Genomic DNA, 2,437 nt, shown 5'->3' on the forward strand with positions numbered 1-2,437 from the left:
CCGCACACCCGGCGTCACTTCCCCGAAGACGTTGAATTCCAGGCCGCGGTTGCGTTGCTCGCCGCCTTCCACGAACACGAGATCGCTGCCGCGCGTTTCAAGCTGCCCAAAGGGCTTTTCAATCTGGAACGCGCTGACTGTCACGGCCAGCCGGCCGAGATCGATCTTGGTTCCAATCTCAATCTGCCTGGACCTGTAAGGCGCCAACGTTTCACCCGCATTCACGGCCGTCGTGGGCGCAGTATCGCCGATGCTCAACCCTTCGACGTAGTTGGCATAAAGCGACACGTTCTCCCACGGCTTGACGACCAAGCCGACCAACGGTGTCAATGCGCCTTCGTCGGAGGACGATGTGACGGCGCCGGTTGTCGAGTTGAAATTTTCCGACGCGATATGTTGCCACCGCGCTCCGACGGTCAGCTGCACCCGCTCATCAAACATCGACAAGGTGTCGGCGAGCGCAAACCCGTACAACTCGCTCTCCGATACCTTCGGCGCCGAAGCCGGCGCCGGTATGTCCTGCCAGGGCCGGGCGACAGGATCGTAGATGTTGGTGAACTGAGCCGTTCCCGAATTGAAGCCCCGGCCGAGGCTCTGATTGAAATGACTTGCCTGGAGCGTGACGGAATGCGCGATTTCGGCAGTGTCAAAGCCGGCGCGCAGGCCCGTTTCCGCCGTGGTCCTGTCAACATCGAAGACGTAATTCTGCGGCGTAATGCTGACGTCCCCCGCCGAGTTCAAGATCACTGGCGTCCCGAAGAGTCGCTCGATGCGCGAGTTGCCCCCGCCGGCAGCGGCAAACACCGTTACCTGGTCGGTAAGGTCATATTCGACCCGTCCCAGCACTGACAAATCTTCGCTCTTCGACCACTCCCACGGCTGCTGAACGTTAAGCCGACCGTCGGGCGCCTCTGGTATTGCGAGACCGGAAAGCGGAAAGAACGGGCGTTGCGGCGCCTGGAAATCTTCCCGCTGGCCGATCACATCGAGTGTCGCCCTGAGCCGCTCGCCCTGATAATCGAACGCCAAGGCGCCCACCGGCACGTCACGCGTTTGGTCGTCGATCGGCGTGTCACCGCCGTGATAGCTGCCGTTAAGGCGGACCCCGAACTGACGCTCGGCGCCGAAACGCCGGCTCACCTCGACATGCCCGCCGCCCTGCAGGCTCGAGCCATAATCGGCCGTAAACTGTGTCAGATCGACCTCGGCCGCGCGCTTGGGAACGATATTGATGGTGCCCCCGACACTGCTGTTCGGCGCGATGCCGTAAAGCAGCGCCGCCGGTCCTTTGAGGACCTCAATACGCTCGGCATAGTCGGTGAACAGGCGATAGGTCGGCGCGACCCCGTAGACGCCGTCGAACGCGACCTCGCCAAAATTGCCTTCATTGATTGGAAAGCCGCGAATGTAGAAGGAATCCACTATCCCGCCGGTTGAATGGGTGCTCCGCACGGAAGGATCATTGATCATCACGTCGGCCACGGTGCGTGCACCCTGATTCTCGATGATTTGCGCCGTGTAGCTGCCTATGTTGAACGGCGTATCCATGATGTCGCGGTTGCCTAGCAGGCCCAGGCGCCCGCCTCGCGCGACTTGTCCGCCCGGATACGCTTCCGGCAGATTGCCGATCGTTGCGGTCAGGGGCACACCACCTAGCCCCTCAACCACGATGCGTTCGAGCACTGTCGCTTCCTGCGCAGCTGCGCTGTGCCCGACCATCACGACCAACGCGGCAGATAATCCAACACGCTTTTCCATACAAAGCCCCCTCATCGGCGTTGACCAAGATTATTTGCCTTGCCCTGAAGGGAGCTGGGTTTGGTCGGCTAGGAGGGTTTGCTAGATAACATGACTTCTGTTGTCAACAATGAACGTGCTGCTTCTTGTTCCCCACCTTTAACTCGAAACAGCGCCGGGAAGATTCGGCCGACAATGCCCGTAAGCCATTTGTTGCCTTTTCGAAAAAGTTCGGCATCCTCGCCACGGATTCGGCAGGCCCGGCTTGGTCGGACCATCCGGACGATTTCTTTCAAGACCGTTGGTGAACTGAGGGAAGCTCTTGGCGGGCGATTTGGACACGAAGCGTTGGAAGAGCTATGTCCGTGTGGAACTGGGCGGGCGTGATAAAAGGATCAACATTCCGTCCACCCGAGCGGCGGCCGAGTGTCTTCTCCGCAGCTGGCCGACGGAATGGGGTCCGCGCCACAAGCAGGCCCGCGAAGCCTGCATCGCGGTCCTCAAGGGCGAGCAGCCGCCCGAATTTGCGCGACAGGCTTTCGTCGAGGCCGCCCGGGAGGCCGGAATACTGGTTGTGGGCGTTTTTCCCGGCTGACGCGTCTAAGGAAGCGTTCGCGAGGCAAGCCGCCCGTCGATAGCGAGAGCCAAAACGTCTCGGAACGCGCGCAAGGGTAGTGGCTGAGCTTGAAATATGCGACCT

Annotated in this window: 2 protein-coding genes; one reads left to right on the plus strand and one right to left on the minus strand. The window is 60.8% G+C overall.

Annotation, left to right across the window (positions count from 1 at the left end):
• Positions 1 to 1,758, minus strand: a 1,758-nt coding sequence (locus tag E5W87_RS18970) for a TonB-dependent siderophore receptor (protein WP_292400674.1), incomplete at its 3' end; no start/stop codon positions are given.
• Positions 1,759 to 2,071: 313 nt separating this feature from the next.
• Here E5W87_RS18970 and E5W87_RS18975 point away from each other — a divergent pair.
• Positions 2,072 to 2,332: a DUF982 domain-containing protein gene (locus E5W87_RS18975; RefSeq protein ID WP_287332048.1), complete on the plus strand. Its 261-nt coding sequence runs from the start codon at positions 2,072 to 2,074 to the stop codon at positions 2,330 to 2,332.
• The last annotated feature ends 105 nt before the right edge of the window (positions 2,333 to 2,437 follow it).

The sequence above is a fragment of the Mesorhizobium sp. genome (genome assembly GCF_004962925.1).
Taxonomy (GTDB): domain Bacteria; phylum Pseudomonadota; class Alphaproteobacteria; order Rhizobiales; family Rhizobiaceae; genus Mesorhizobium.